General features: G+C 69.1%; 26 protein-coding genes. All 26 read right to left on the minus strand.

The genetic code is table 11. The features are described from left to right. Positions 1 to 8: 8 nt before the first annotated feature. Positions 9 to 431 (minus strand): hypothetical protein, encoded by a 423-nt coding sequence (locus tag LHA26_RS09670; RefSeq protein ID WP_252165419.1) that lies wholly within the window; start codon positions 429 to 431, stop codon positions 9 to 11. Next, a complete protein-coding gene (locus LHA26_RS09675) occupies positions 428 to 1,525 on the minus strand; it encodes a right-handed parallel beta-helix repeat-containing protein (protein WP_252165420.1) in 1,098 nt (365 codons plus the stop codon). The genes LHA26_RS09670 and LHA26_RS09675 overlap by 4 nt, the downstream gene beginning before the upstream one ends. 70 nt (positions 1,526 to 1,595) lie before the next feature. Then, a complete protein-coding gene (locus LHA26_RS09680; RefSeq protein ID WP_252165421.1) occupies positions 1,596 to 3,560 on the minus strand; it encodes an SGNH/GDSL hydrolase family protein in 1,965 nt (654 codons plus the stop codon). A 25-nt stretch (positions 3,561 to 3,585) separates the two neighbouring features. After that, entirely contained in the window at positions 3,586 to 4,164 is a 579-nt protein-coding gene (locus LHA26_RS09685) for a hypothetical protein (RefSeq protein WP_252165422.1), read from the minus strand. A gap of 9 nt (positions 4,165 to 4,173) precedes the next feature. Continuing rightward, a complete protein-coding gene (locus tag LHA26_RS09690; RefSeq protein ID WP_252165423.1) occupies positions 4,174 to 8,289 on the minus strand; it encodes a hypothetical protein in 4,116 nt (1,371 codons plus the stop codon). Continuing rightward, entirely contained in the window at positions 8,259 to 9,035 is a 777-nt protein-coding gene (locus tag LHA26_RS09695; protein ID WP_252165424.1) for a hypothetical protein, read from the minus strand. The genes LHA26_RS09690 and LHA26_RS09695 overlap by 31 nt, the downstream gene beginning before the upstream one ends. Next, positions 9,035 to 9,397, minus strand: a complete 363-nt coding sequence (locus LHA26_RS09700) for a hypothetical protein (RefSeq protein ID WP_252165425.1) — start codon at positions 9,395 to 9,397, stop codon at positions 9,035 to 9,037. Before LHA26_RS09700 ends, LHA26_RS09695 begins: the two co-directional genes overlap by 1 nt. A 3-nt stretch (positions 9,398 to 9,400) precedes the next feature. Beyond that, positions 9,401 to 13,291, minus strand: a complete 3,891-nt coding sequence (locus tag LHA26_RS09705) for a hypothetical protein (protein ID WP_252165426.1) — start codon at positions 13,289 to 13,291, stop codon at positions 9,401 to 9,403. Then, positions 13,275 to 14,027 (minus strand): DUF6441 family protein, encoded by a 753-nt coding sequence (locus LHA26_RS09710; protein WP_252165427.1) that lies wholly within the window; start codon positions 14,025 to 14,027, stop codon positions 13,275 to 13,277. Before LHA26_RS09710 ends, LHA26_RS09705 begins: the two co-directional genes overlap by 17 nt. Further along, the gene (locus LHA26_RS09715; RefSeq protein ID WP_252165428.1) at positions 14,014 to 14,157 is read right to left on the minus strand and encodes a hypothetical protein; all 144 of its coding nucleotides are present in this window, start codon (positions 14,155 to 14,157) and stop codon (positions 14,014 to 14,016) included. Before LHA26_RS09715 ends, LHA26_RS09710 begins: the two co-directional genes overlap by 14 nt. Before the next feature lie 41 nt (positions 14,158 to 14,198). Beyond that, positions 14,199 to 14,864 (minus strand): hypothetical protein, encoded by a 666-nt coding sequence (locus tag LHA26_RS09720; protein ID WP_252165429.1) that lies wholly within the window; start codon positions 14,862 to 14,864, stop codon positions 14,199 to 14,201. A gap of 13 nt (positions 14,865 to 14,877) precedes the next feature. Beyond that, entirely contained in the window at positions 14,878 to 16,110 is a 1,233-nt protein-coding gene (locus LHA26_RS09725; RefSeq protein ID WP_252165430.1) for a hypothetical protein, read from the minus strand. Between the two features lie 10 nt (positions 16,111 to 16,120). Then, the gene (locus LHA26_RS09730; RefSeq protein WP_252165431.1) at positions 16,121 to 16,555 is read right to left on the minus strand and encodes a hypothetical protein; all 435 of its coding nucleotides are present in this window, start codon (positions 16,553 to 16,555) and stop codon (positions 16,121 to 16,123) included. Then, entirely contained in the window at positions 16,552 to 16,863 is a 312-nt protein-coding gene (locus LHA26_RS09735) for a head-tail joining protein (protein ID WP_252165432.1), read from the minus strand. Before LHA26_RS09735 ends, LHA26_RS09730 begins: the two co-directional genes overlap by 4 nt. Continuing rightward, positions 16,860 to 17,024 (minus strand): hypothetical protein, encoded by a 165-nt coding sequence (locus tag LHA26_RS09740; RefSeq protein ID WP_252165433.1) that lies wholly within the window; start codon positions 17,022 to 17,024, stop codon positions 16,860 to 16,862. The genes LHA26_RS09735 and LHA26_RS09740 overlap by 4 nt, the downstream gene beginning before the upstream one ends. 49 nt (positions 17,025 to 17,073) lie before the next feature. Further along, positions 17,074 to 17,406 carry a DUF2190 family protein gene (locus tag LHA26_RS09745; protein WP_252165434.1) on the minus strand — a complete coding sequence of 111 codons (333 nt, stop codon included), beginning with the start codon at positions 17,404 to 17,406 and terminating at the stop codon, positions 17,074 to 17,076. A gap of 72 nt (positions 17,407 to 17,478) precedes the next feature. Then, complete coding sequence (locus LHA26_RS09750; RefSeq protein ID WP_252165435.1) at positions 17,479 to 19,521, minus strand: ClpP-like prohead protease/major capsid protein fusion protein; 2,043 nt, start codon at positions 19,519 to 19,521, stop codon at positions 17,479 to 17,481. Then, positions 19,521 to 20,999 (minus strand): phage portal protein, encoded by a 1,479-nt coding sequence (locus tag LHA26_RS09755; protein WP_252165436.1) that lies wholly within the window; start codon positions 20,997 to 20,999, stop codon positions 19,521 to 19,523. The genes LHA26_RS09750 and LHA26_RS09755 overlap by 1 nt, the downstream gene beginning before the upstream one ends. After that, the gene (locus LHA26_RS09760; RefSeq protein ID WP_252165437.1) at positions 20,999 to 21,244 is read right to left on the minus strand and encodes a phage head-tail joining protein; all 246 of its coding nucleotides are present in this window, start codon (positions 21,242 to 21,244) and stop codon (positions 20,999 to 21,001) included. Before LHA26_RS09760 ends, LHA26_RS09755 begins: the two co-directional genes overlap by 1 nt. A 4-nt stretch (positions 21,245 to 21,248) precedes the next feature. Next, positions 21,249 to 23,069, minus strand: coding sequence for a phage terminase large subunit family protein (locus LHA26_RS09765; RefSeq protein WP_367890713.1), 1,821 nt, complete (start codon positions 23,067 to 23,069; stop codon positions 21,249 to 21,251). A 16-nt stretch (positions 23,070 to 23,085) separates the two neighbouring features. Then, a complete protein-coding gene (locus LHA26_RS09770; protein WP_252165438.1) occupies positions 23,086 to 23,724 on the minus strand; it encodes a hypothetical protein in 639 nt (212 codons plus the stop codon). A gap of 230 nt (positions 23,725 to 23,954) precedes the next feature. After that, the gene (locus LHA26_RS09775) at positions 23,955 to 24,170 is read right to left on the minus strand and encodes a hypothetical protein (RefSeq protein WP_252165439.1); all 216 of its coding nucleotides are present in this window, start codon (positions 24,168 to 24,170) and stop codon (positions 23,955 to 23,957) included. A 21-nt stretch (positions 24,171 to 24,191) separates the two neighbouring features. Beyond that, positions 24,192 to 24,320 carry a hypothetical protein gene (locus LHA26_RS20050; RefSeq protein ID WP_302897966.1) on the minus strand — a complete coding sequence of 43 codons (129 nt, stop codon included), beginning with the start codon at positions 24,318 to 24,320 and terminating at the stop codon, positions 24,192 to 24,194. 119 nt (positions 24,321 to 24,439) lie between these two features. After that, positions 24,440 to 24,769 (minus strand): hypothetical protein, encoded by a 330-nt coding sequence (locus tag LHA26_RS09780; protein WP_252165440.1) that lies wholly within the window; start codon positions 24,767 to 24,769, stop codon positions 24,440 to 24,442. Between the two features lie 85 nt (positions 24,770 to 24,854). After that, complete coding sequence (locus LHA26_RS09785; RefSeq protein WP_252165441.1) at positions 24,855 to 25,448, minus strand: hypothetical protein; 594 nt, start codon at positions 25,446 to 25,448, stop codon at positions 24,855 to 24,857. 17 nt (positions 25,449 to 25,465) lie between these two features. Continuing rightward, positions 25,466 to 26,056 carry a hypothetical protein gene (locus LHA26_RS09790; RefSeq protein WP_252165442.1) on the minus strand — a complete coding sequence of 197 codons (591 nt, stop codon included), beginning with the start codon at positions 26,054 to 26,056 and terminating at the stop codon, positions 25,466 to 25,468. Positions 26,057 to 26,069: the final 13 nt, after the last annotated feature.

Below are 26,069 nucleotides of genomic sequence, written 5' to 3' on the forward strand. Positions count from 1 at the left end.
AACGCGAGTCATCCGGGAAGGGCAATTTCCGCGACCTCTTGCCTGGCGGCCGCGCTGGCCAAGTTGGGGATCGGTTGAATAGCTGCAGCGCGGCGCGCCAGCACGTCTGCGACGATCTCCTGGATGCGCTCGGGCGATGCATACTTAAGCGCGAGCAGCAGCCCGTCGAAGTTGGCGGCGACGTTCCGGAGCTCGTGCCGAACCGAAGAGAGCCGCGCCTCGCATACCTCGCGCTCGTGCGCCTGCGCCTGCTCGAGCGTCTCAATCCGCGCGGTGAGCCGCTTGACCAGGTCGAGGGCCACCTCGTCCGTCTGCTTGCGCTTGGCGCGCCCATGCTCGAGCAGCTTCACGATGAGCCCGCCGCCGCCGGCGGCGCCGAGGGCCGCCGCAATCGACGGCCATTGCTGCAGGACGGCGGCGATCGCGCTCACGGCCGCACGTCCACCACGCCGTTCAGCGTGTTCGCGCCCTGGAGCACCTGGCTCTTGTAGACGAAGAGCGCGCGCCGCCCGCCGGTGATGCTGGCGGTGTTTCCGTTCACCGCGCCGGTCGAGGCGTTGAAGTTGAGCTCGCCATTCTCATCGCCGCAGCTGGCGCCATCGATCGGGCATGTGTGGCTGCCGGTTACGATGTTCTTCGCCATGGTGACGAGCTTGGAGCCATAGGCGCGGATCCCCGAGCCGCCCGAGCGCTCGACGGTGTTCCCCTGGATCAGGACCGTGCCCGCGTAGGCAGCGTCATGCCCTTGGGCGAGATCGACGATGATGCCGTTGCCATCGGTCGGCTTGGCGCCGAGCGGGTCCATCCAGAAGGGCACCAGGTTCGCGGTGTCGCGGACCGTGTTGTTGAGGATCCGCACCCCCTTCGGCTTCCCGTCGAGCGGCGTCCGGCCGTAGTGAAAGTCGATCGCCGAGGGATCCTGCAGGGTCCACCAGCAGGTCCGCTCCACCCGGTTGCCTGCGATCTCGACGTCGTCGACGTTCTGCGCATAGATGCCGGCGCCCGAGCAGTCGTGGACATAGGTGCTGGCGACCTGGACGTGGTCGGCATGGATCGCGATGCAATACTGGTTGAAGCGCTGGTGCGTCGGCGCCTTGCCGGTCGCCTTCTCCGCCCGGTAATTCGCCTGCGCCTGGTCGAGCGTGATGCTCTGGAGCGTGCCGACGAACTCGCCGTTCAAGATCCGCACATAGGGCGCCGCCACGTCGAGCGTGAAGAGCGACTTGTCGTCGGCTGGATCGTGCACGAGGCGGGCGCCGGCGGCGAAATTGTAGACGACCGGTTTCCCCTCGGCGCCCCCGCGCCCGATCCAGGTGGGACCGACATAGTCGCCCTTGGCGATCAGCACCTGGTCGCCGGGCTGGGTCCGATAGACCGCCTGGCGGATCGTGCGACAGGCTTGGCCCGTCGAGAGGCAATTGTTCGTGTCATTGCCGCCCGGGGAGACGTAGATGGTGCGGGCGGCCGCGGGCGTAGCGAACAAGGCGCAGGCGAGCGACACTGCGCCCAGAAGGATCCGGAGCATGGGATGACCTTTCAGGAGGAGGAGAACACGCGGGGGGACGATGGCGCGCCGCCCGCGCGGGAGCGAAGGCTTAGGGCAGGTTCCAGGTCGGACGCGGGTCGGCGACCTGACGGATGATCAGCCGATCGACCTTCACCGTGAAAGGCAGATTGCTCTTCGGGAACAGCACGATCAGCGACATGGCCGACTTCGTTGCCGGGCCGGCGGCGGGCACCAGGATTGGCGGGAAGCGCAGCCAGTAGCCACCGCGGCCGAAATTCGGCTTCTCGGCGATGCCGGTGAACTCGGCCTGCGCGCGGTTCGCCGCCAGCACCGTGTTGGCGGCATTGTAGACGGTCCAGGTCCCCATGAGAGTGCTCGGCCCGTCGCCCAGCACACCGGTGGCCGGCGTCTCGACATGCACCCAGGCCTGCACCCAGCTGCCGGCCGGCACGGGCGTGCCGAAGGTCTGGGTCGAGGGAGTGATGTCGATCTCGTGATAGGGCCCGGTATAGCCGTCATTCGCCGGCGTCACGCTCAGCACCAGGCGATTGTAGCTGCCCTGAGAGGTGTCGACGGAGACGCTCGAGGCGGACGAGCCGCGCACCGCGTTCACCGTCCAGCCCTGCGGCGCCGCCCCGGTGGGCTTCACCGGCGTCGCGCCGCCGTTCGTGCCGCCGGCGCTGAGCGTGCCGGTGCCGGTGCCGTTCATAAGCGCGGTGGTTGCCGGCGCGATGTTGCCGACGGTCGGATCGGTGTTGAGCACCGAACCCGGCGCGATCATCTGGGCGAGCAGCGGCTTCAGATAGTCGCGGTAGAGGAGCCAAGCGCCGGCCTGGTTCGGGTGGACGCCGCCCGTCTGCGTCGCCGGGTCATAATTCTCCTGGTAGAGCGCCTGGATCACCTTGTCGGGGTCTCCCGGGTCGACGAAGCTGTTGTAGGGGTCGAGGATCTTCACCCCCGCCCGCCCCGCCTGCGCGCGGATCCAGGTGTTGACCTGGCGCAGCGTCTCATGGCGCGGATCCTTGGGCGGCCAGAAGCCGTCGGGCAGCAGCGTCATCAGCACCACCCAGACACCGCGGCAGGTGAACTGGTTGATCGTCGCGTCAAGCTTGCCGATCACATAGTCGGCGCCGGCCGGCGCGCCACCCATGTCGTCGCCCGAGTTGATGCTGTTCCCGCCGCCCTGGAGGATCACCAGCGCCGGCCCGCGCGCGAGCGAATAGAGGGTCCGGTTGAGGATACCGTTGCCGAACGGATCGTTGCCCCAGTCGAGGTGGTCACCGGCGATCCCCTGCAGGCCGCCCGCCCAGGGGTTGATGGAGTTGAACGGACTCAGGTTCGACGGATCGTACCAATTCTCGTAGGTGAAGTTAGGGTTGTCCGCCCACGCCGTCTCCATGATGCTCGACATGCGCGTGGTGACGCTGTTGGTTGCATTCGAGCTGGTGAGGCCGAGACCGCCGATGCTGTCGCCATGCCAGACGATCTTGGCGCCGGCGGCGAGCGGCAGCGCGGGCGGTGCGGTGCAGCTGCCCGGCAGCTGAACCTTGGCGGTGAGCGTCAGCGTTTCGCCGACCCGCTTGGACCCGTCGCCCGAGATCGCCTCAACCCCGATCGCATAGGTCTTGCGGCCGTAGAGCGGTAGCGCTGCGCCGCTCACTATCTGGTTGCCCGAGAGGCCGAGCTGGCCGGGCACGGTGCCGAAGGTGGTGTAGCTGGTGGTGCCGAGCCCCTTGCCCGCGAAAGGATCCGTGAGCCCGCTCGCCACCTGGCCCGCGCCGGCGCCGGCGGGAAAGGTCGAGCCTTGCGCCGCGAGCTTCTGGTTGAGGCCGGCGAGATAGCCATAGTCGCCGCTGTCCGCCGGCGTCGCAACGCCGGCCTGGACGAGCGCGGCCGCCGCCGTTTCGGTGATGGTGACGCGCATCGGCTCGCGGCCGGGGAAGCGCGGATCCCAGACGAGCACGCTCTTCAGCGCGTCGGCGGCCATCGCGGCCGTGGGTGCGAGGGTCGCGAGCGCGCACAGCAGCGCACCCGCGATCTTGAAGGATCGCATGGCAGGATCTCCGGTGGTGGAAAGGTCAGGCGGTAGCGGGCTCGGTGGAGGGCTCGGCCGCGGCGAGGAGCTCGGCCACGGTTGTGGAGGATGTCGCCGGCAAGAGCGGCTGCACGGGATCGGCGGCGGCGATTGGGGCGCCGCCCCATTGGCTGAGCACGTCGGCGACGGCCGAGCGCTTGGCCATGCGGGTCTCCAGGCGATAGGCCTCCTGGCGCAGGATCGTCATCAGGTCCGCCGCCGGGTCGAAGTCGGGGTTGGCGTGCGCCGGGTCGCCCCAGACGATCTCGTGCGTGTTGGTGATGAGGAGCTCGCCGGCGCTGTCGGTCGCCACATCCATCCTGGCGTCGAGCACCGCCAGCGTCAGCGACAGGTTCACGCCGGCGGCCGCCACCTTCACGCCCGCGCCGTTGACCGGTGCGACCGTATCCTGGCGCTGGATGGTGACGACGCGCGCCCGAAAGCAGGTGCCGGTCGCCGTCCGATAGGCCTTGTCGGTCGCGGGCTGCCCCTCGAGCGCGATCTCGGTGAGCGCCACCTCGGGCGGGGCTGGCACGACCGTGAAGTGCGTGTCATCGGCCGCGGTGGCGGGATCGTCTGCCATGCCGGCTCCTCAGGGCTTCGCGGTGATGTTGTGGGTGAAGACGTATCGGCCCGGCTCCTTGCCGGCGGCATAGACGCGCTCGTGGCAGGAGATCGCCTGGACCGGGCCCATCGTGATCGCTTCGGCGGCCATGTCGGACCATGCCACCTTGCCGTCGGCATCGCCAACCGGCCCCTTGTCCGCCCAGGCGTTGGCGACGAGGTCGTAGGAGCCATCGGGGTTGGGGATCGGCGTGTTGATCGCGCCCTCCCAGATCTCGCCGCTCGCGGCCGTCACCCGGCATTTTAAATTCGAGTAGGGCATGTTCGCCGTCACCTCGACGAACTCGGTGCCCTTCATGTCCTCAGTGAGGCAGAGGATGCGCTCGCCCGGCGCGACGTCCTTGGCCTTGACCGGGCCCCTGCCCTCGACCTTGACGTACATGTCGGGGTCGACGCACTGGCTGCCGCCGTACCCGCCGCCGCCGCCGCCGGTCCCGGCCGCATTCGCGGTGAGGATGAACCCCAGGTAGATCTGCCCCGGCGCTACCGCGTCCGCAATGTTGGTCGAGTAGCTGTACCCGCTGCCGCCATCCAGGTTGGGGTCGACGCGCCAGAAGAAGTATTGAGTGCTGAACTGGAGCCCGCCGAAGCTGGCCGAGGGGTAGGTGATCGTCGCCCCGTTATCGAGCCGGTACTGAGCTTGCGTGGCGTTGACCGTGATGCTCTTGCTGTCGGCCGCCATGCTCTGCGACAGCGTAAAGCCGGTCAGGTTAAGCGACCGGATGCCGGCCACCATGTTCGAAGAGTTAAAGGTGCCGGTCGTCGCGCGCCCGTTCGGTCCGATGTTCACGCTGGACGCGCGGATCAGGTAGCCTTTGGGGTTGCGCAGGTAGACGTTGCCGCCGGTGATCGGCTGCACCTGCAGGTAGAGCTGCACCGACGCGATGTTGCCGCCATATGGCGCGAGCGGAATGCGGCCGTTGAAGCGGTACCACCCATCGCGGCGGACCGAGTTGATGTCGGTCGTGGCGCCGTAGTGGGCGTTCGACAGCAGGTTGCCGCTTCCGTCGTAAGCGTTCGTCCAGACGCCGAAGTTGGCGCCCTCGCCATTGCCCACCCGCGTGCTGCCGTTGACGAAGTACTCGAACTCGACGTCAACATAGTCCGTGTACCCGCAGATGAACCGCTGGGTTATGGCCGCCATGTCGCCGCCGTTATCGGCGGGGTAGCGGGCGCGCCGGCCGTCGCCCGAGTCCTCGATTACGATATGCGTGTCGAAGGAAGTCCACGCGCTCTGGTCGCCCGGCCGGAGGAAGCGAGGGTCCATGAAGAGGTTCGCGGTGGTCTGCTGCGACAGCTGGGCGCCGCGGTCCTTCAGCGCGTTCTGGAGGGCCTGTGCGGCGTTGGTGAAGCTCTGCGATTTGCCCCGGAAGGTGTTGCGGTCGAAAGAGGTCCGGCTTCCCAGATCATTGATCTGGACGGTGTTGACCAGGAAGCTGCGGAAGTCGTTCCACGCCGCGAGATAGACGTTGCTCTCGGCATAGACGCCGAGGCCCTGCGCCTTCGTCACCTCCTGGTTGACGTCGAAATCCCACTGCGCGACCTGGCCCTGGTACCGCTTTTTCTCGTCGGGCGAGGCCTTGTTGTTGTCTGCCACGTCGTTGGTGAAGGCCTGGACCGCGTTGGCGGTGCCTTGCGCGGCCGCCGCGGCCGAATTGGCGTTCGCCACCGCCTGCGCGACCTGGGCGGCGTCCTGGCCGGCGAGCTTGGTGGTGTCGAGTGCCGTGTTCTCGGAGGTCTTATCCGAGCCGGGATCAGCCGCCGGCCCGGCGACGTAGCGCGGCCAGGCCGTCTGCGCCTGGGGCACGTCGCACAGCATGACCTGGGTGACATAGAGGTCGAAATAACCGGCATTCAGCGCGTGCGCGTAGATCTCGATCTCCGCCCAGACGGCGTTCGCCGGCACGAGCGCGAAGCCGCCGATCCGGTAAATCGCGGCATAATCGGTCGTGTCGTTGTCGGGCCAGATTGCGTTGGCCAGGCTGACCGCAGCGGGCGCCTCACCGATGATGACCCCGCCGCTCGCGCCCTTCGCATCGAAGAAGCGCACGACCATGTAGAGCTGGGAATTGTTCGCGCTGACGATCGCGCCATAGAAGATGCGCTCGCCCGGCGTGACCTTAATCCCGTACTTGTTCGGATCTCCGTTCGCGAGCCGGCTGACGATCGACATCTGCTGACTGTTGTCGGCCGCAAAGCTGGCGGTAGCGTTGCCCGTGCGGCCGCCGGCGGACAGCCCGTGATATTTGAGAAGGCCGACCGGGCTGCCGAACGCCCCGGCGCCGACGCCGGCGGGATTATAGGCGCACATCCAGCCCTTCGACCCGGCCTGGAATTCGGAATAATAGACCCGGTTCGTCACCGAGGCGGTTTGCGCCGCAGCCTGCGCGATGGCGTTCAGCAGCGAGACCTTGGCGAAGTAATAGTCCGCCCACTTGCCCCGGAATGTGGCCGGATCGATCGCCGTGTCTTGCGTCGTGTCGGACCAGTTGGGCGTGAGTGAGCTCAGATAGGCACCGAGCGCATTGTAGGCCGTCTGCAGCTGCCCGCTGTCCACGCCGAGCGCCGCCGACTGGTTTACGAGCGGCGCGCGCTCCTGGTCGATGACCACCCAATCCTGGATGACCTGGGGCTTCTCCGCGCGCGAGAGATAGCCGTCCGAGGCGATGATCGAGAGCTGGCGGTTGGCAGCGTCGGCCGCCTGCTGCGCCGCCTGGGCGGCGGCGAGCGCCGCACTCGCGTCGGCCGAGAAGGATGCCCAATAATCCTTGTTCGGCGGCGCATGGCCCGCGCTCGGCGCCGTGGCGATGTAGAGCCAGAGCCCCGCATCCGTCTTGACGATATCGCCCTCGCGATAGGTCGCGACCGCGGAATAGTCGCCGCGCTGGTTGAGCTGGGCCGTGAACGCGATGTCGCCCAGCGCATGCACCGTCCAGCAGCGCTCCGCGCCGATCGCGAGCCGCCACCATGGCGGATCGACCGCCACCTGGTTGACCGACGCGACCGGCGGCAGGGCCGAGCCGTCGGCCTGGAGCGCGAGCACCGGCGCGCCGAGCTCAACCGGCGCCACGAACAGCTTGCCCGCCCAGCTGACACCGGCCGTCGCGTTCACGCTGGCGGCGATCCGCTGGATGAGCTCGCGCGCGGTCGTCTGCTCGGTGACGTCGATCGACAGTTTCCAGGGCCGGCGCTGATCGAGCGCATCGAGCGAGGCATCGTCGATCTTGCCCGCACCGCCGGCGAGAAGCGCGATCCGGCGGATGAGCTGGCCGGGCAAGCGCGCCCAGCCATTCGGCCCGGCGACATCGCCCTGTACCAGGAACGAGATCTGGCCCGCAGGCGGCGCGCCGAAGCGGACCAGGCCGTGCGCCAGGGAGGTGCCATAGGTACCGGGCGCGATCGCGGCCGCCACCAGCGCGTCATAGTCGGCGAAGTCGCCGGCATAGAGGCCGAAGCGGACCAGCTTCTCGAGCGGCGCCTCGACTGCTCCGATCGCGCCATAGGCGGAGATCTGAAAGACGCTGTTGACGGTATCGATCAGCGTGCCTGCGACATAGCGCGGCGCGCCGAGTGCGAGCGGCTTGGGCTGGCCGGTCAGGTCCGCGCCGCCCTCGATCCCGCCGGTGCCGGCGTAGAGCGCCAGCACCGGCGTATCGAGCCAGGCGTCGTCGGCCGCGATCGTGATCTCAGCCAGGCCATCGGCGAGCTTCGGCTGCGCCGTGACGCGGCCGGAGAAGCGCGGCGGATCGAGGTCGAAGCGCTGCCCGACCTCACCCGCCCAGATCCGCACGGCGGCATCGGCGAGCTGGTAGCGGCCGAGCAGCGCCCACGGCTCGGCCGAGAGGCTGAAGCTCGTCGACGGCGCCTCGATGTCGTTGCCGAAGGCGCCGTCGAAGAGATCATATTGGAACGCTGGCAGCTTGGTGAGCGCCGGCCACCAGATCTGCTGGCCGAGAAGGCACAGCCCCTCATCGTCATGGCTCGCCGCGCGCAACGTCACCGCCGCACCCGCGACGGGATCGTAGGCGTCGATCTGGGCTATGACACCCAGCATCAGAACAGGCTCACCATCGCGGCTTTCCACTCGTAAGCTTGCGCATTGCGCCAGGTGGTGCCGATGTCGCCGCCCGAGAGCGGGCCGAAGAAGCATCGCCGCTCGCGCATGGCATCGGCCGCCGGATCGGTGACCAGGCCGACCGGCTCGGTGACGCCCACGAGCTCCAGGAGCGGCTGCACCTGGCGCTCCACCTCGTCGCGGTAGACGCTCGAAAAGGTGAGCGCGCAGGTGCGCAGCTTGGCGCCGCGCTGGCGCAGCAGCACGCCCCGCCGCGACCAGTCGGTCGAGCCCAGATCCTTGACGCCGAAGCCCGCGCCGAAGCCGAAATTGCGGGCGAGCTGGATCCGCTGGCAGGCAACCACCCGGCTCACACGCACCGCGGCCGAGAAAACCAGGCGGACATAGCGCACTGGAGGCACCGCCGCAGGCGTAGACCAGAGCGACACGCCGAAGCCGCTGGCGAGCCGCGCGGCGCCGGCGAAGAGCGGCTGCGCCGGGCTGTCATAGAAGGCGCCAGCCGCAAAGCCGTTTCCCTGCGCGGCCGTCGCCAGCTGGACGGCGACCGTCGAGGCGGGATCGCCATCGACGCCGAACAGCGCCACCGTGTCGAGCGCGCGATCGGAGCCGAGATCGATCAGCAGCGTCGCGCCGCCGCCACTGCGCCAGACAACGCCGGCATAGTCATAGGCGACCGCGGCCGGATCGCCGGCGGTGGTGCCGTAGCCGGCCACCGACAGGAAGGGCAGCGGTGGCAGGATCCAGGCGTTTGCCATCAGCCGAAGACCTCGAGCGTCGTGGTCTCCGCCTCGAGATCGAGCTCGATCCGGGCGACGACGAAGGTGGTGACGGCGCCCTGCTCGGCGTCGTGGAGATCGATCGTCGGCGCGCCCTGGCTCGGGTCGAGCCAGACGAGGTCCTGCACCACGACCGAGAAGCGGCGGCGCTCGGTGCCGATCAGCGCGCCGCGCGCGGCGATCGCCTGGAGCGCATCGATGAGCGTGTCGAAGAAGCCCTCACTCGTGTCGGTGACGCCGTCACGCGCCGAGGGGTAGCGATCCTTCACAGGCTGAGCGGACCATTGCGCGATCGCCACGTCGCGGATCGCGGCGGCGATGTCGGACGGAAGCGCCGGCATCGATCAGGCCGCGAACTTGCGCGAGGCCGAGCCGGACGCGAAGCTCGAGCTGGTGGTGGCGGACGGGCTCACGGCGTTGAGAATCCCCTTCAGGATATCGGTCTGCTCAGCCGAGATCTGCGCGATCGCCGAGGTGGCATCGGCCGTCTTCGCAGCGGCCGCGTCGGCCGCAGAATAGACGGACGCGGCGTTGTCGATCTTGTCGATCGCCTGGGTCGTCGCCGCCATGATCTTGTCGAACTGCGCGAAATAGGCGTCGGTCGAGCCGTAGAGCTGGCGCTCGATGTCGAGGAAGGACTGCGCGGCCGTCTGGTAGGCGCCCTGGTTGATCGTCTTGCCGGCGGCGATGTCGTCCAGATAGGGTTGGAGCGCGGCCTTGGCGGCCGTCTCCTGGTCGCGCAGCGACAGCGGCGAGCCCGAGCCCGCCTTCAGCCCCTGGAGGAAGTCCTTCAGCGTCGCGGACGCGGACGCGGTGTTCGCCTTCACCTGGTCCAGCTGCAGCGCGTAGAGCTGCTGCGCCTGGGCGAGCTGCTCGGTCGTGGCGCCGCCTTCCTTCAGCGCCTCGTTGGTCGCCTTCCACTTGTCGTTGAGCGCGTCGACCGCGGCGCCGACCGGATCGAGGATCGACTTCAGGTCCTTCGGGATCTGCTCGATGAGCAGCGCCTTGTTGATCGCCGTCTGGAGATCCTGGCCCGACTTCAGGATATTGACCGACGCCTGGCTGATGCCGGTGATCACGCCTTTGGAGATCGACTGCTGGACTGCGAACGCGATCGCCGCCTGCTCGTCGTCGCCGAAGTCGGTAAGGCCTGCCACCGGGCTCGAGGATCCGCCGAGCTTGGTGCCCTCGGTGTTGACGCGGAACTTGCCCTTATAGGTGCCGATCGTGATCCCGGGCGAGCCGGTGATCTCGGCGCCGAGCGCGCTCGCGACCTGCTGGATGCCGGCGATCACGTTCTTGGCATCGCCGACCGATTGCTTCTCGGCCGCCTGGTTGTTGCCGAAGGTGGCGCTCACTGCGAGATTGCCGGTCGGATCGAGGCCGATCGTCGAGCCGCCCTTGGGCGTCTTCTTGAACAGGCCGCCGATGACGCTGCCGGCGATCGAGCCGATGATGTCGGCGCCGGGGATGCCGGAGAGCTTCCCGATCGCGCCGCCGATCTCGGCACCCGTCTTCGAGGTCTTGAGGCCGAGGCCCTTGGCGAGCGGCGCGAACACGCTGTTGGTGAAGGCGCCGGTCGCAGCGCCCTCGATCCCCTTGCCGGCGAACGAGCCGATCTTCTTCGCGCCGGCGTCGCTGATGCCGACGCCCTTGGCGAGGCTGGTGGCCGCCTTGGTGAAGAGGCCGAGCGCGCTGTGCGTTGGGTTGCCCGAGACGACGATCGGATTGTCGTTCGCCGCCGCGCCGGGCGCCGCGGGCGCCGCGAAGCTGCCGACCACCTTGCCCGAGCTGTCCAGCACCTGGGCGAGGCCGGCGCTGCCCGAGCTCGGCAGCGCGTCCGCGCCGCCGGCGGCGGTGCCCGCCAGGCGCTTGCTCGCGTCGCCGGCGGCGGTGCCGAGCTGCTTCAGCGGATCGAGCGTGGTGGCGATCGCCTCCGCCATCTTGGCGGACGCATCCTTCACCACCGACGTGCCGTCGATCTGGTCCTGCAAGTCGCGGAAGGCCTGGCCGAACAGCTTGTCGAAGATCTCCTCGCCGCGCAGCTTGGAGAAGGCGGCGACGAGCTGCTGCGGCAGCGCCTTGGCACCGGCGATGCCGTCGGTGAAGACGCCCTGGACCGCGCTCCGGATGTCGCCGAGCGCATTGGAATATTTCTGGAGCGCCTCGCGGTTGATCTCGAGCTGGCGCTGTTCGGCCTGGAGCGCCTGCGCCGTCGCGAGGATCGCCTGCTTCCGCTGGTCGGTGAGCGGCACGCCCTGCTTTTCGAGCGAGAGCACCGTGCGCAGCGCGTCCGCCTCGGCGGTGCGGCCCTGGACCAGCAGCTCCTGCACCGCAAAGCCATCGCGCTGCTGCTTGATGAAGTCGTCATAGGGGCGGCTCAGCCCCTCCTGGATCGTCTTCTTCGCGGTCTCGGCATCGGCGATCAGCTGCTGGAAGCCGGGCGGCTTCCGGCGGCCGAGATCCTTGATGAGGTCGTCGAGCTTCAGCGTCTCGAGGTTAGCCCGGTCGATCAGCTTGGGGGTCGCATCCCACTCGGCGTTGATGCGAGCGATCTCCTCGGCCGCGCTCTCGGCAAACTTGATCTGGCCTTCCTGCGACTTCGGCTTCTTCGGCTTTGCGTCCTTCCGCAGCGCCGGGTCGAGCCTGCCGGTGTCGAGCGACTTGTCGATCTCGTCGGCCGTCTGCTTCTTCACCGTCGAGGAGGCGGAATCGATGATCGCCTGCTGGAGCTGGTCCTTGGTGACCTTGACGCCGGTGAAGTCGAGCTTCTCGGTCTGCTGGAGCGCCGCCTCGAGGGAGGTGGAGCCGCCCTGGACCGAGCGGATCAGGTCGCCGATCCCCTGCACATTGGCGTCGCGGCGGCCGCGGACCTTGCCGAGCGCGGTCTCGCCGCCCGGGCCGTCCAGCGCGAGGGAGTCGAGGATCCGCGTCAGGATCGATCCCTGCTGCCCGGAGGCAAAGGTCTTGGTCGAGTCCGTCTTCTCCTTGGCGGCCTCCGCGCGCAGGTTGATCGCGGTGAGCCGCGCATTGAGCCGCAGGAGCTCGTTCTGGTGCTCGAGCTTGCCCGAGGTCAGGTCGAAGATCTTGCCGAGCACGCCCTGTGCGTCGGCCAGGCCGTCGGCGCCGACCTTGGCGAGCTCGAGCGCATCCTTGCTCTCGAGGAGCTTGTCGGCGAGCCCTGCGACCACGGTGGTGGCGACGGTGAGCGCGATGCCCCAAGGGCCGGCCAGGAACTGCCCGACGCGCCCGAGCGTCCCGCCGAACCCGGTCAGGCTGCCGGCGGCCTGGGGGAACTGCTGCGCGAAGGCGCGCAGCGCGCTCGTGCCGCCGACCACCTGGACCGCGAAGTCCTGAACCTGGAAGCCGAGGTTCTGGACCGCGAACTGCTTGCCGGCAGCACTCACCTCGCGGGTGGCGGTGCCCTGCCGGCGCAGCGCCTGGCTGGTCGCCTCGAGCTCGCCCTGCAGCTGCACCTCGCGCCGCGCATAATCGTCGAGCGTGATCGCCCCTTGCGAGATCAGGTCGCGGGCCTCGCGCTGGGCGGTGTTGTAGCGCTCCTGCGCCGCCCAGAGCGGATCGATCTGGGTGCGTAGCGCCGTGACGCGCTGCTCGAGCGCGGCGGCCGCGCGCGCCTGTTCCTCGAAGACGGCGGCGGACTGGCTCGCGCTCTTGCCCGCCGTGCCGCTCGTGACGATCGCGTCGGCCGCCTCGCGCACCTGGCGCGCGGCGACCTCGGCCTGGGCGAGCCGGATCTGCTCGTCATAGAGCCCGCGCATGGCCGTGGCCGATTTGCCGAGCTCCGCCTGGAGGAGGCCGAGCGAGCGCGCCTGCTGCTCGACCGCCCTGGCGTGATCCTCGGCGGCGATCGCCGCGGCGCGCGCGGCGGTGACCTCGAGCCGGGTGGCCTCGCTGGTATCGCCGGACGCGGCCGCCGCGCGCTCATAGGCCGACGCGAGCTCGCGCTGCGCGGTCGCGGTGTTGCGCGCCTCGGCCGCAGCCGCCCGCACGCCGCCCACATTGAGGTCGAGCGCGCCGGCGGCGGTGCGCGGCGCTGCGAGCGCGGTGCGCGCCATCTGCTGGATGGCCGAGAAGCTCTTGTCGAAGGCGGTGCGCGTCTGCCCGGCGGACGCGACCGCATCCTTGCTGAAGGCCGAGAAGGTTGCGCGGGTGTCCTCGGTGAACTTCTGCCCGTTGAGCCGGAGGCGCGCGATGATGTCATTGGCCGCCATCATTGCCTTCCAGGGTTGCGAGGAGCTGCGCGAACTCGGCCGCGAGCGCCTGCTCGGCGCGGCGCAGCGACGGCTCGGTCGAGAAGGTGTCCGCGAACTGGACCTGGCGGACGAGGACGAAGATCACGACGGTCTGGACGCCGCGCTGATAGCCGCGCTTGAGGTCGGCCGCGGTGCGGCCGCGCGTGATAGGCCGGAAGGCGCCGGTGCGTGCATTGGTGGTGCCCTCGTCTGCGACCAGGAGCCCCGCGCGGCCGGCGCCACCGCGCTCCTGGCTGGTGACGAGCCGCAATTCCTTGCCCGTCATCCGCTCCCATTCCGACGGCGTCAGGTTGCGGTAGCGGCCACGGCTGCCGGCGGCCTTCGTCGGGATCGCGAGATATTGCCCGCGGCGGCCGCGCAGCGTGCCGGGCGAGCTGAAGAAGTCCATGGCGCCATAGGTGCGCGACGCCATGCCATCGATCTGGCGGCGAGAGTTGAGTCGCACCCAGCCGGTCGGCTCGCGCGCGATGAGCCCGGGCTTGGGCGCGATCTCGCTCGTCCAGGCCCGCCACAGCTTGCCCGGTACCGCCGCGCGCGTCACCGCCTCGAGATCGAGCTCAAGGTTGCGCGTGACGCGCTGCACGGCGCGCGAGGCGGCGAGCAGCACCTTGCGGACGACGGCGTCCTCGCTGCCGGCGATGCTGACCGGATCGAAGTCGATGTCGAGGCCGACATCGACCCGATCAGCTACCGCCATCCGGCTTCTCCTCCGCCACGATCCGGTCGAGCATGGCGAAGGCGTCCATCAGCGCCGCCGGCTGATCGCCGGGCGCGCCCGTGGTCGGGAGCGGCGTGCCGGTGAGCGGGCCGGCATAGCGCCGGCACATGAGCCACAGGTCGACGACGCCCCAGATCCAGGCGGGCAGCGTCAGGCGCGGGTTTTCCGCCCACTTCGTGCCCGCGATTTCCCAGCCGCCTTCGACGGTTCGTCCGAAGGCGAAGGCCGCGGGCTCTCGTCGGACGGCGAGAGCGGCGGCGAGTTTCCCTCCAGCTCGCCCGGATAGAGCAGGCCATAGGCGAAGTTTCCGGCCGACAGCATCTCGAGCGGGTCAAGCCACGCGAGGAGCTCGAGCGGCACGCGGCCGTCGGGGCCGAGCGCGAACGGCGTCGGGATATTCTCCCAGCCGACCAGGAAGCGCCGGAGCGCGACGATCGGCGCGATCTCGCGCCGGCGCGCCATGCGCGCGACGAGATCCCGATAGTCGGGCCAGTGCTCGGCGAGCGCGGTCTTGGCCTCCATCAGGAGCTTGGCCTCGGCGGCCGGCAGCTGCTCGCCGCCCTCGAGCGCCGCCTCGGCGTCGGCAATCGCGATCAGCTGGTCGCGATCCTCAGGCTCGGCCAGCGCCAGCACGCCTGCGCGGAAGGCGGCGAGGAGCTCGAAGGCGAAGACGCGGCCCGCGCGGTGCTCGGCGGTGAGCTCGGCCTCGATCTGGCCCCGCTCGATCACCGAGCCGCAGCGGACCAGGAAGACGGGCGCCTGGTCGCCGGAGAGCCAGGCCGGCGTGTGCCGCTGCGCATCCTTGGTGGAAAGCATGGGACGGCTCCGATCAGGAGAAGCAGAGGATGCGGTCGGTGTCGCGGCCGATCGCGTCCTTGCCGAGCGAGCGGCACTGGAGGCTCATTTGCTCGGACCGCAGCTTGCCGCGCGTGCCCGGGTCGGCTGCCGTCGGCTGCGCGAGCGGCGCGATGAGCGCCCAGCGGTTGCCGGCGACCGAGCCATGGCGGAGCACCGCCGGCATCGTCACGCCATTGCCGATGTCGGCGATGGTGTTGCGGTTGGCGACGAGGGTGGCGAGCGGATCGACCTTGAGCACCGGCACGCGGTCGACGATCTGGCCGGCGCCGAAGCCGAAGGGCGTGTTGGGATCGTCGACATTCTCGATCTGCGATCCCGGGTCGAGCGACCAGGTCGAGATGGTGAGCGCGCGGCGGTTCAGCACGGCCGCCAGCGAGGAGGCCTGGCCCTGGACCAGCGTCGGCGCCGAATGGTTGGCGATCGCGAGATTGGCCGGGATCGGCGCGTCCACCTTGCCCTGGTAGATGCCGGTGAAGCTGAAGGTGCCATAGCCCGGCCGGGCGTTCTGGCCATCGAGCGACAGCGTGCCGCGGCACGCAGTGAACATCAGGAGGGTGCCGTCCTCGTAGATGTAGCAGGTGCCCGCCGGCTGATCGGTGAGGCGCGAGGCCTGGTCGCTCGGGCTCGTCTGCGCATAGGTCCAGTTGGCAGGCATGCCGACCACGCTGGTGGCATCGAGCGCCGGGTTATAGGCCTCGCCGAGCGTCGCGACGCGGGCGGCGGTATATTCGACCACCGCCGGGGTGGCGCCGGCGCCGGTGCCGGCGGAGATCGCCAGCAGCATGCCGATCACCGCGCGCGACGCGCCCGCAAAGGCCGCCGGAAGCGTGACCGAGGTGGCGGTGCCGGCGGTGGCGGCAGCACCGGCAATCGCCGCCGAAAAGAGGCCCTTCCACCCGCAGGCCTGGAACGCCTGATGAAGCGGCGGCTTCACGATCGCCGAATAGACCGCGCCGGCGCCCGCGCCCTTGATCCGCGACTTGAACGAGAAGGTGGCGGCCTGGCCGATGATCAGCGGCGCGCCGGCGACGAGCGAGCCGGTCGCCTCGTTGGACGCTTCCTGCGTCCAGGGCGAGTTGTAGGAGATCGAATCGGCCTCGACCGGGATCGCGTCGGCGGTCGGGTCGGGCACGACCGGCGTGTTCTCGTCGGGCTGCAGCTTGAACAGCACCGCCACATTGGCGGGTCGAATGGTCGGATCCATAGGTGCCTCCTCAGGCGGGCTGTGCGGGATTGCCGCGGCGGGTTGCGAAGGTGAGCTCAAGGTCGAGCAGGAACATGAGGCGGCGCTCTGAGGCGGCCGTGGCGACCTGGACCTGCATCGCGCCCTCGTCGATCGTCTCGGCGAGGCCGCCGAGCGGCGGCTCGTCGGCCATGAGCGCCGCGACCGTGTCGGCATGGAGCTGGTTGAGCGCGGCATGCGCCTCGGCACCGGCGCCGCCTTCGACATAGCCGCGGATGGTGACGGCGAGTTGGTACCAGGTGGCGCCGGCGCTGCCGTCGATGGTGCGCTGCCCGGCATCCTCCAGGTGCAGCGCGTTGAAACTGATGGGCTCGGCCGAGGGCTCGCGCTCGACTTCCGCGACGCCGTCGATCGCGCCCAGGCGGCGCTCGATCTCGGCCCAGATCTGCTCGCGAAGCGGCGTCATCGCGCGCGCTCGAGCGTGATCTGCCATCGGCCCAGATCGTCGCGGTCAACGACCTCGATCGGGCTCCAGGTGACGCCGGCGCGCGTCAGGCGATCGCTCTTGCCCGGCCGCGCCGGGAGCAGCTCCTTGCGGATCTCGCAGCTGATCACGCGAGTGGTTGAGCGGCCGTTGTCGCCGGGCTGCCCGGCCACGTCCGACCAGATGACCGCGATCGGTGGCGCGCCCGCGGCGAGGCCGGCACCGGAATAGGAGACCGGCTCGGCGAATGCCGCGTCGATGGCCGCCAGGCCGGCCCCCCAGTCGATCATTCTTCGACGGTCGCGTCGGCAGCGAGACCCCGATCGACGAGCGCATCCGCGCGCGACGCATCGATCTGGTCGCCGGCGTCGCCGATGACGAGCGTCTCGCCGGCGTCGACGTAGCGGCCGTCGTTCCGCACCGTGGCGGCGTGGAGGAGGATCTTGTTCATGTCCGCTCCGGGTTGCGGCGGCGCCGCAGCGCCGCCGCGGGTCTCAGGATCAGGCGGTGACGGTGCCGTTGAGCCGCACGGTGACGTTCGGGTCGCCGGCAGCCTGGGTCGAGAGCGCGGCGCCGATCAGCGTGTTACCCTGCGCGGTCGTGGTCACGACCTTGGCGCCATCGTCCCAGTAGAGCTTCTGGCCCGGGGTGACGGCGCCAGCGGCCTTCGGCAGGACGACGACGCCGGTGACGCGGCCCTCCACCGGCGCGTTGGGCGCGGCGGCGATCAGCGCGACCGCGAACAGCGCGCCCACGAGGAAGCCGCCGCCGGAAGCGACCGCATAGGGCGCTGCGAACGTGCAGACGTCGCCAGGATGACGAAAATTGTTCATGGGTGGTCTCCCGAAAGACGGCGGGCGGCTCGATCGCCGCCCGCGTCAAGCGTCAGGGTTGTTGGGATCGGCTCAGGCGCCGGGGTTGCGCGAGGCCGAGCGGTAGTTGACGCCGCCGATCGCGTAGTCGAGGCGCACCTTCCACTCGGTGCCATCGACCCGCCAGCCTTCCTCGCTTTCGAGGAACGGCTCCTGGACGCCGTCGAGGAACGCCACCTCGATCGCGGGCGCCGTGTCCTTGTCGGCGAAGGCGTACCAGGGCGCGCCGGTGAGGCGCGGCGTGTCGACGATGTCGGCGAAGAGCCCGCGGACCATGTTCGGCTTCTGGAGCTTGTTCACGGTGTCGGGGTCGTAGAGCGCGTCGTTGATCGTGCGGACGGTGCCGCCGAGCTCGATCGGGCCCAGCCAGGCGGCCGGCCGGATGTCCAGGAACTCGTTGCCCGAGATATCCTTCTGACGCGCCATGGCGACGCGGCAGGCGTCGAAGGCCACGACCGAGGGAGCCGCGCCGGCGAGGATGTTGGCGTGATCCGCGTGGAACAGCGTCTTGCCGTCGTTCATGATGGGGCCGAGGCCGTTGTTCAGCCCGAGCAGCGTGTAGAAGTCCACCTCGATGGTGAGCTTGGCGGCGCGGCCGATATCGACGGTGAGGCCGGAGAAGACGCCCAAATCGTCGTTGATGATCGCCTGGCGCGACAGGGCGATGATGTTGCCCTTGGTCTTGCCGGTGATCTGCTCCTTGGCGCCGTCGGGGATGGCCTTGTTGCGGAACTCGCCCGCCTCGTTGAGGTTGTCGAGCGCCCCGAAGGTGCCGCGCAGATAGCGGTTATGCGGGCGGAAGTCGTTGATCGTTCCGATGCCGCAGACGCGCGACCAGGTGTCGGTGGTGGTGGCATAGGCCGCCTGCAGCACCTTGTGCAGGACGTTCTCGAGCAGCACGCCGAAGTCGCCCGTGGTCTGGGTGATCTCGTTGCGCGCGGTCATTGCCTTGCCGACGATGATCTTGGGATCACGCGCCGCCATGCGAACGCCGGCGTTCAGCAGCGATTCCCGCGCCAGATCCACGCAGGAGACGCCGCGGAACTCGCCCGCGTCGATCTTGAGCGTCTCGCCGCGCGCGGCCGCGGCCTTGGCGACGATGCCGGCGACGCCGGCGCGCACCATCAGCCAGTTGGCGGCGCCATCGAGCCACTTGTCCCGCGCATCGGCGGTGATGGTGATGGCGTTGTGGCCGATATTGGCGGTGTCGGAACGCTCGGACAGCGCATCGAGGATCTTCTCGCGCGCGCTGGCGACCGAGGTGTCGCTGGAGATCAGGCCGTCGATGACGCTCGCCTCGATCTTGTGCTTGACGCCGAGGGCGCGGATCTCGGACACGCGGGTGCGCTCGGCCGCGACGGCGGCCTGGACGTCGGCGGCGGTGATGGCGATGACGGAGGTGGCGGGCGGCGTCACGGTGCCGCCGCCCTGGTTCTGACCGGACATGGGGTTCTCCTGGTTGGGCGGAGCGGCCGGAGCCGTCCTCTGGGCGCGCGCCATCGCCACGGGGGAGATGAGCGGGCTATCGGGGGCCTTGCGGAACCCGAATGGCTTCACGAACGAGGCGGCAGCGGTGGCCGCCGGGCTGATCGCCGTGCAAAAATTCTGCTCGAGCGCCTGTTCGGCGGTCATCCACGTTTCGGCGTCGAGCAGCGGGATCAGATCCTCGGCCGAAAGCCCGGTTTGCTTCGCATAGATGCCGACCAGCTGGTCGCGGATCCGGTCGAGCTGGTCGGCGGCCGCGCGAAGCTCGTTCGCATCACCGCAGGCGCAGTCCCACGGGTTGTGGATCATCATCAGCGCGTTGTCGGCCATGACGATCTCGTCGCCGACCATGGCGATCACCGAAGCCATCGATGCGGCCAGGCCGTCGATGTGCGTCGTGACCTTGCGCCCCTTCGCCTTCTCGCGATTGAGCGCATTGACGATCGCCAGCCCCTCCATGACGTAGCCGCCGGGGCTGTTGATCCGCACGTCGAGGTCGCCATCGCTCTGGCCGAGGGCGAGCACGATCGACTGCGCGTCGAGCCCGTCCCAGTCGTCGCCGACGATGCCGTAGATCAGGATTTCCGCCATTACTCGCCTCGCTTGTCCATCTGGTCGGGCGTGAGCGCGGCGACCGGGTTGCCGACGGCCGTCACGTGCCGCGGATCGCTGTCGAAGATCAGCCCAAGGTCATCGAGGCGCTTGGCGTCCGCCGCCCACTCCTCGAGGAAGACGTCCGGATCCTGGCCGCGCTCGCGCGCGGCGCCGGAAATGGTCTGCTGGCCGGAGCGGATCGCATCGCGCACCGCCGGGATCTCGGTCTCGGGCGACATCATCGGGAAGCGGGGCGGCGTCCAGACGAACGAGGCGCCGTCCACGTCCACGCCCTGGAGTGCTGCCGCCTCGAGGAACCAGCGGCCGACCGGCTCGCACAGCTGCGGGATGAGGATCGTCCACTGGATGGTTTCGACCGCGACCTTGAAGTCGAGCCGCGAAAGCCGGCCGGAGATGAAGCTTACCTTGGAGACGTCGCCCGTCAGGATCTCGTAAGGCATGCCGAGGCCGGCCGAGATCGCCTGCAGCGAGACGCGCGAATAGGGCTCGTAGCCGTCGACGCCGGGTGGTGAGGCGAATTTGATGTCGGTGCCGGGCGCCACCGTCTCGATGATGCCGGGCTCGAGAGCCTCGATCGGATCGTCGAGCTCTTCGTCATCGCCCGACCCATCACCGATCTTGAAGACGGTGTAGCAGCTGGCGATCTTCTGCCGGACGAGCTGGGCGTCCTCGTAATCGCCGAAATCCTTGATCCGGACGATGACGGGCGCGAACCAGGTGGCGCCGTGCAGCGCCTCCGGCCGATCGCCCTGGTAGCAATAGGCGATCTCGCTGGCGGCGATCAGCCGCGTGTCGAGGCCGCTCGGCAGCACCGCACCCGGATGGCCGGAATAGAGCCAGTAGCCGGCCAGGCGGCCGATCTGGTCGAGCTCGATGCCCTGGATGCGCGAGCCGCCGCCCTGCGACGGGCCGGAAAGGCTCATGTTGATGTAATCGGGCTCGAGCACCTGGATCTGGAATGGCACCGGCAGGCCGTCCGAGCCCCGCCGCCACCGGCGACGCTGCAACACGCCGCCCGCCGTCACCAGCGTCTTGGCCGCCTGCAGCTGGAGGCCGTAGAGGTTGGACTTGCCGAGCGGATCGCAGGCCGTGCTGTCGAAATGGCGCCGGGCGAGCGCCGTCAGATCCTTGTCTACCTTGCCGTTGCGGTAGACCTGGAAGGTGATGCCGGCGCCGACCAAGTAATCGGCCCATTTGTTCTGGCCGCGCGCCGCATAGGGGTTGTTCCGGACCATGTCGCGGGCGATGCCGCGAAGCGCGAGCATCACCTGCGGCGTGAGCTCGGCGTTCGGATCGCGCCCCGAGCGGCGCCAGCCGGCAGTCCGGCGGCTGTAGGATGCGCCCTCATACTGCGCGGCGGCCCCACCGCGCCGGACGCGCTGCCGTGGAGCAGACGCGGGGCTGGCAGACGGCGGCGCGGCGCGGCCGCGCCGGAACAGGTCGCGGAAGCGCATCAGCAGCGGTCCGGCCGACCAAAGCCGCCGCCGAAGCCGCTGCTGTAGGAGGCAAGCTTGCGGGCGGTCGCTCCGCGCGCGGCGCGTGCCTGGGCGGCGAGATCGGCTTTGATCACGCGCTCGGCCGCGAGCAGCTGGTCCAGCGTCTGGTATTTCACCGAACGGCCATCCGCGAACCGCGTCTCCAAGACGCCGGAGGCGATGCAATCCTGGATCTTCTGGAGGTCGCTCGCCTGGTAGGCCATGGCCTCACCTCCTCTTCAGAAACGAGCCGCGCGAGCGGCCGGTGAGCGGATTGACGGCGCGCGCGCGCTTGGTCGTCGGCGACGAAGGTGCGGCGTCCGGATCAGGTGAGCTCTGCTGCGTGGTCGGCTCGACCGCCGGCGCCGCGTCGGCGGGCACCTCGGCCCGGCGGAGCACCTGGCCGCTCGCTCGGGCCCATTGCTTTGCCGACCAGCGGTCGAGCCCTATCGAATAAGCGGCGGCGCGCGCATAGACGCGGCAGTCGATCGCCTCGTTGCGGTCCCTGGTCTTCTGCCATTCCTGGCGAGAGAAGCCGGTCCGCTTGTTCTTCACCGTGATCAGCTGCTCGGCGACGAGCTGCTGCAACCATTCGGCGTCCACACCCATCGGCAGGTGGATGTAGCCCGGCGGATGCGGTTGGCCGTCCAGCGGCTGGTCAAGCTTCAGCCAGTGGTAGGTCTCCGACTTGAAGATCGAGACCGCGATCGTCCACAGCTGCACGCCGCGCTCGACCTTGCGGCCGCGCACCGTCAGGTCCGCCCAGGTCGGCCCCATCACCGGCACCGAGGCATTGAAGCTGCCGACGCCCTTGATCGCCATCACCTCGCGGGGGTGGCGGCGGGCCCAGCCATAGACGTGCGTCGTCGACTGGCCGTCGCCGGTGTCGATCGCCAGCTTCGACATGCGCAGGCGGCGGCCGCTCGGCGTCTCCCATTCCTCCTGAAGGAAGGCGTCCATTTGCTTCCAGACATCCTCGACCGCCGGATCGCCATGGAAGACGCGGTGGTCGATGAGCACGCTGCGCAGGCCCTCGCCCCAGCCCCAGACCGAGGCCTCGATGCGCGGCGGCACGCGCTGGACGTCGGCGCCGACCGTGATCCGGCCGACCCATTCCGGAGGCTCGCCCAAGCGCAGCTCCTGCGATCGCCGTTCGTAGAGCCGCTGCCAGTCGGGCGCCTCACCCTTCTCGACCCAGGGCAGGCCGAGCGCGGTGTTGGTCCAGACCTTGTAGGTGTCGGGCTTCTTCCTCGCCTCGAGGAAGTTCTTCACCGTCGTGGCGAGCTTCACCCAGGCCGAATAGGCTTCCCAGATGTGGAAGCCGGCGATGCCGTTGAACGGCGCGGTCGCGCGCCACTTGCCGAGCAGCACCGCCGCGCATCGGTCGCTATCGTCCCACTTCGCCGCGCAATGCCCGCACTCGTACCAGGCCGTTTCGGGCAGGTGGCCGCCGGCGGCGGTCTTCTCCCACTTCACCTGCTCCCAGCGCAGCGCCTGAAAGGTGCCGCACTCGCCGCAGGGCACGAAATAGTAGCGCTGGTCCGATTCGAGGAACTTCGCCTCGATGCGGCTGGCGCCGGCGATCGTCGGCGTGGAGCCGGACAGCTTGCGCCGGTTCCAGAAGGTGGTCGTGCGCTTGTAGGCGAGCTCGAGCGGGTCGCCTTCCTGGCCGGCAGACGCCGGATAGCGGTCCACCTCGTCGGCGAGCACCACCCGGATTGGCCGCGACGCGAGCGACGAGGGGCTGTTCGCGCCCACCATCACCAGCTGGCCGCCCGGAAAGCGCTTCTGGAGCAGCTTGTTGCCGCTGTCCCGCGACTTGGGGTCCGCAATCCGAGCCTTGAGGCACGGCGTGTCGCGCACCATCGGCGCAAGCCGGTCGGTCGACCAGGCCTCCGCCATCTCCAGCGTCGGCTGCAGCACCATGACCGGCGCCGGATCCTGGTCGACGAAATAGCCGACCGTATTGTTGATGATCTCGGTCCAGCCCACCTGGGCGGACTTCATCACCACCACTTCCTCGATCGCCGGATCGGCGATCGCGTCCATGATGCCGCGCTGAAACTCAGCCCGCTTTGTGTCCCACTTTCCGGGCTCTGCGCTTGCCTCCGGGCTGAGCATCCGGTTCTGGTCGGCCCACTGGCTCACCGTCAGCCGGGGCGGCGGCGCGAACACCGGCCACCACTCCGCCGCCGTCTCCGCCATCTCCGGGCTCGTCACCAGGTGCGGCATCGGTGGCGGCGCCGGTGATTTCGACGTCGGTGCGCGCGAGCTCGGCGAGCGCTTCATGCACGAGCTCCGTCAGCTTCTCCTGGATCGCGACGGCCGACTTCATCGAGGCGATCGCCGGCGCGCTCTTGGCCGGCAGCGCCAGCAGCTTCGAGCGCACGCGGGCGAAAGCGCCCTGAACCGCATGCGTCACCAGGGCGCGCGGCAGCAATTCACGCCGCCGCTGGGCATTCTTCATGGCCGCCTCGTCGGCCTTCTCCGCCGCGAGCCGCGCCTTGTGCAGATCGATCGATTTGCCGCCAGCGCCGCCGGCGCGCGCGCCGCAATAGCTGCCCCAGGCGGCTACGAAGTCGGCGAGGCTGGCACCATCGGCCGGCATCTCGCCGCTGGCGCGCAAATCCGAGATCCAGCGGCTCGACTTGCCGAAAAGGGCGGCCACTTCATTGAGCGTGGGCCTGTAACCCGCCAGATCCATGGGTTTTCGCCCCCCATGATGATGAAGTGCGAAAAAATGCTGTAGCTAGCGGACCGTCGCGCCTTTGCCCCCCGTATTGGCCGCGCCCGGGGAAGGACCCAAGGCCGGGGGGGGGGGGACCGGCATCCACCGGCCGGCCCTCCCTCAGCGCTGGAGGAGCAGCAACACCGCGCCGCCCGGTGCGACCGACAGGAAGAGCCAGAAGACGAAGTCGGGCAGGGCGCGGCGGCTCACGCGAGTGCCTCCAGGCGCTCGGCGAGGCGGAGCATCAGGCGCTCGGCATCGATGCGGGCGTGGTGATGGTCGGCCGGGTGGCGGGAGAGCGAGCCGCTGCGCAGGTCCGCCGCTCCCTCGCGCAGTTGGGCGGCGACGCGGCGCAGCGATCCGTCATAGCCGGCGGGCAGCACGGGCTGAGTGGCGGAGAGGCGCGGACGGTGCTGGCCCATGACGCTTCTCCCTGCGGCAGCTTAGACGGTGACGCCGGCGATGCGCTCAAGCTCCGTGGCCGCACGCTCGCGGTCAGTCGGGTTGGTCGAGCGGATCAGTTTCGCGAGCTCGACAGCGCGGCTCGCGATGCGCTCACGCACCGTCGTCATGATTTCCCCCTGAGCAGAACGAAAAAGAGCGCCACGGGCGATGTGGCCCGGGCGCTCCTCTAGAACATGGTGAGAACTTCTATATGGACCCGGGTCTATCGTCAAGAAGGTGCCGCTCGTTAATCCGATCGCCTCGCCCGGTAAGCCGAACGCTCCGTTTCAAGCTGCCGTGCCGCGTGGAGTGACAGAGACAGCATTTCTTCATCAACGGGCTTGCCCGTGGCAGCTGATTGATAACGTAAGGCTTTCTCGAAGGCCTCGTTAAAAGCGTCGACATCAACCCAGGCCTTCTCGGCCATGTGGACAGGCCAATCATACTGCGGCCTGCCTCCTCTATGGGAGTTGATCTCAAAAACGCGGTCGATTGTAAAAAAGTATTCCCAGCCTCCGTCAGCTCGTTCAACCATGGTGTCCGTGACGAGCCACTGTCGATTGCGAAAAATTTCCACGCCGAATCCTTCCTGCCGCAAGCAACATACCTTTTCCCGCTCACTGGCGCGAGAAGTGGCAGGAACCGAAATGAACCTAATTTCTTTACCCTAGGCGTAGATCGGTCGCGATCATGTCGGCGATCAGCAGCACGATCGCCTTCGCCGCGGCCTGAGCGCCGTCATTGCGGTAGCCTAGGCGCGACCCCGCGACGCCCGCCGCCTCGTCGAAGATCACGACGTTGCGCCACGTTTCCAGATAATGAAGCGGCAGGCTGAAGAAGATTGCGTCGTCGAAGTGGTCGAGCTTCGCCTTGGCCGCCAGCCGCGTGGCAGCAAAGTCGTCGATGGACGCGGCGCCGTCACGAAAGCTGGGCGTGAGCGACCAATTCGCCACAACGCGCTGCTCGCCGATCCACATGCGCCAGCAGCGCGCATAGAGGGCGAGGGCCTCGGCCTGCCCGCGAGAGAGATCGCCCCGGGCGAACCATCGCTCCACCGTCGTGCCGCCCCGGTTGCGCATGACGACGATCGGCCGCTGTCCAGCCGCGTCGACAAACTGCTCTTCCGCATAGTCGCCCTGGCGCGCGGCCTCAGGCGTCACCAGCGGCTCGCGCGTGGATAGTGCCCCCGCAGCGCGCGCCGCCTCGTTCGCCCTGGCCCGCTCGGCCTGCCGCTTGATCTTCCTCGACGTCGCCACCCCTGTTTACTCCTGGTCTACGCTGCGATTGCGGAATTGATGCTGCTGACGATCGGGCGCGCCGTGTTGCGCGCCAGCTGGGCCTTGTGGTCGCGCACCGCCTGCTCGGCCTCGGCTTGGCTGAGGCCAGCCGCGATATAGGCGTCGACCCCGGCTGGTTCGCGTGTTCCGGCATCTTCGACATTCGTCGAAAGGCCGGCCTCTCGCAGGATCTCAGCGGCCTGCTCCGGCGTGCACACCTCCACCGGCTCGGGCTTCTCACGGGCGAGGAACTCGGCCAGCCAGCGGAGCGAGCTGCGATCGGATCGGCGCTGCGCCCATCCCTTCTGGACCGCCGCCATGATCGCCGGCACGATCTTGGCCGGGTGGTCGACAGAGGCGCGCGACACGCGGATGCCGCGATAGAGCAGGTCGCCCGGGATGCCGCGCAGCGCGTCGGCGGCGGCGGCCAGCCATTCCACCCGGTCGTCCTCGTTAAGCCCGGTCGGAGCGACCATCGCCAGCACCGGCGTGAGCGCATCGACGATCAGCTCGGGCGGAGCCGGCACCAACTGCTCGTCCGCTTCGGCCAGAGCAGCCGGGAGCAGGTCGCGCGCGGCGGCTGGCACCAGGGCGGCGAGA

This window comes from Sphingomonas morindae, assembly GCF_023822065.1.
Taxonomy (GTDB): Bacteria; Pseudomonadota; Alphaproteobacteria; order Sphingomonadales; family Sphingomonadaceae; genus Solisphingomonas; species Solisphingomonas morindae.

Excerpts from the sequence above, each read along its gene's own strand:
- LHA26_RS09675 (WP_252165420.1), bottom strand. The coding sequence starts at position 1,525 with ATGCTCCGGATCCTTCTGGGCGCAGTGTCGCTCGCCTGCGCCTTGTTC.
- LHA26_RS09680 (WP_252165421.1), bottom strand. The coding sequence starts at position 3,560 with ATGCGATCCTTCAAGATCGCGGGTGCGCTGCTGTGCGCGCTCGCGACC.
- LHA26_RS09685 (WP_252165422.1), bottom strand. The coding sequence starts at position 4,164 with ATGGCAGACGATCCCGCCACCGCGGCCGATGACACGCACTTCACGGTC.
- LHA26_RS09695 (WP_252165424.1), bottom strand. The coding sequence starts at position 9,035 with ATGGCAAACGCCTGGATCCTGCCACCGCTGCCCTTCCTGTCGGTGGCC.
- LHA26_RS09700 (WP_252165425.1), bottom strand. The coding sequence starts at position 9,397 with ATGCCGGCGCTTCCGTCCGACATCGCCGCCGCGATCCGCGACGTGGCG.
- LHA26_RS09705 (WP_252165426.1), bottom strand. The coding sequence starts at position 13,291 with ATGATGGCGGCCAATGACATCATCGCGCGCCTCCGGCTCAACGGGCAG.
- LHA26_RS09710 (WP_252165427.1), bottom strand. The coding sequence starts at position 14,027 with ATGGCGGTAGCTGATCGGGTCGATGTCGGCCTCGACATCGACTTCGAT.
- LHA26_RS09715 (WP_252165428.1), bottom strand. The coding sequence starts at position 14,157 with ATGTGCCGGCGCTATGCCGGCCCGCTCACCGGCACGCCGCTCCCGACC.
- LHA26_RS09720 (WP_252165429.1), bottom strand. The coding sequence starts at position 14,864 with ATGCTTTCCACCAAGGATGCGCAGCGGCACACGCCGGCCTGGCTCTCC.
- LHA26_RS09725 (WP_252165430.1), bottom strand. The coding sequence starts at position 16,110 with ATGGATCCGACCATTCGACCCGCCAATGTGGCGGTGCTGTTCAAGCTG.
- LHA26_RS09730 (WP_252165431.1), bottom strand. The coding sequence starts at position 16,555 with ATGACGCCGCTTCGCGAGCAGATCTGGGCCGAGATCGAGCGCCGCCTG.
- LHA26_RS09735 (WP_252165432.1), bottom strand. The coding sequence starts at position 16,863 with ATGATCGACTGGGGGGCCGGCCTGGCGGCCATCGACGCGGCATTCGCC.
- LHA26_RS09740 (WP_252165433.1), bottom strand. The coding sequence starts at position 17,024 with ATGAACAAGATCCTCCTCCACGCCGCCACGGTGCGGAACGACGGCCGC.
- LHA26_RS09745 (WP_252165434.1), bottom strand. The coding sequence starts at position 17,406 with ATGAACAATTTTCGTCATCCTGGCGACGTCTGCACGTTCGCAGCGCCC.
- LHA26_RS09750 (WP_252165435.1), bottom strand. The coding sequence starts at position 19,521 with ATGGCGGAAATCCTGATCTACGGCATCGTCGGCGACGACTGGGACGGG.
- LHA26_RS09755 (WP_252165436.1), bottom strand. The coding sequence starts at position 20,999 with ATGCGCTTCCGCGACCTGTTCCGGCGCGGCCGCGCCGCGCCGCCGTCT.
- LHA26_RS09760 (WP_252165437.1), bottom strand. The coding sequence starts at position 21,244 with ATGGCCTACCAGGCGAGCGACCTCCAGAAGATCCAGGATTGCATCGCC.
- LHA26_RS09765 (WP_367890713.1), bottom strand. The coding sequence starts at position 23,069 with ATGGACGCGATCGCCGATCCGGCGATCGAGGAAGTGGTGGTGATGAAG.
- LHA26_RS09770 (WP_252165438.1), bottom strand. The coding sequence starts at position 23,724 with ATGGATCTGGCGGGTTACAGGCCCACGCTCAATGAAGTGGCCGCCCTT.
- LHA26_RS09775 (WP_252165439.1), bottom strand. The coding sequence starts at position 24,170 with ATGGGCCAGCACCGTCCGCGCCTCTCCGCCACTCAGCCCGTGCTGCCC.
- LHA26_RS20050 (WP_302897966.1), bottom strand. The coding sequence starts at position 24,320 with ATGACGACGGTGCGTGAGCGCATCGCGAGCCGCGCTGTCGAGCTCGCG.